Below are 530 nucleotides of genomic sequence, written 5' to 3'. Positions count from 1 at the left end.
AAATGTAAAACGGACCTCCATTTTTGTTTTTCGATCCATTTCCAACGTTTAAATTCCTGTGACAAAATAAACTAATTACAAAATTATTTTGGGTGTCTCATAAGAAAAGGTATCTAAACAATTCCTTCGTATTCCAAACGTATACTCGCTACATAGTTTGGACATGTTAAGAGAAACAGAAGGAGGGATTCCAGTTGGAGTGGATTTTTTATCTATACCTGTTAAATATGTTCTTTATCTTATTCATAGCAATTTGGGAAGTACGTAGGCCTGCCAAGGCATTGAATTGGATAATAATCGTCCTTCTTTTGCCAGTCATTGGTTTCTTGCTTTATCTTAGCGTATCAAACCCTAAGTTTATTCATCGAAAAAGATTGAACTCTTCTAAAAATGAATCTAACAAATTACCTGAGACATTCGGTGATTCAGCATCGGTAATTGCCGATGCTTTACGGCATTTCACTGTGAATGGGCTTCGAATGGGCCAAGTCCAAGTGTTTAACAATGGAATAGCAAAATATGAACAACTC

The 530-nt window shown here is 35.5% G+C and carries 1 protein-coding gene; it reads left to right on the top strand.

The genetic code is table 11. The features are described from left to right. Nucleotides 1-194: 194 nt before the first annotated feature. Nucleotides 195-530, top strand: a 336-nt coding sequence (locus ACTQ5K_RS25550; RefSeq protein ID WP_031537042.1) for a PLDc N-terminal domain-containing protein, incomplete at its 3' end; no start/stop codon positions are given.

Origin of the sequence: Niallia sp. Sow4_A1 (assembly GCF_052116745.1) — a bacterium.
GTDB classification, from domain to species: Bacteria; Bacillota; Bacilli; order Bacillales; family Cytobacillaceae; genus Niallia; species Niallia hominis.
Note: the sequence above shows the minus strand (reverse complement) of the source record. Positions and strands in the feature narration are given on the sequence as shown.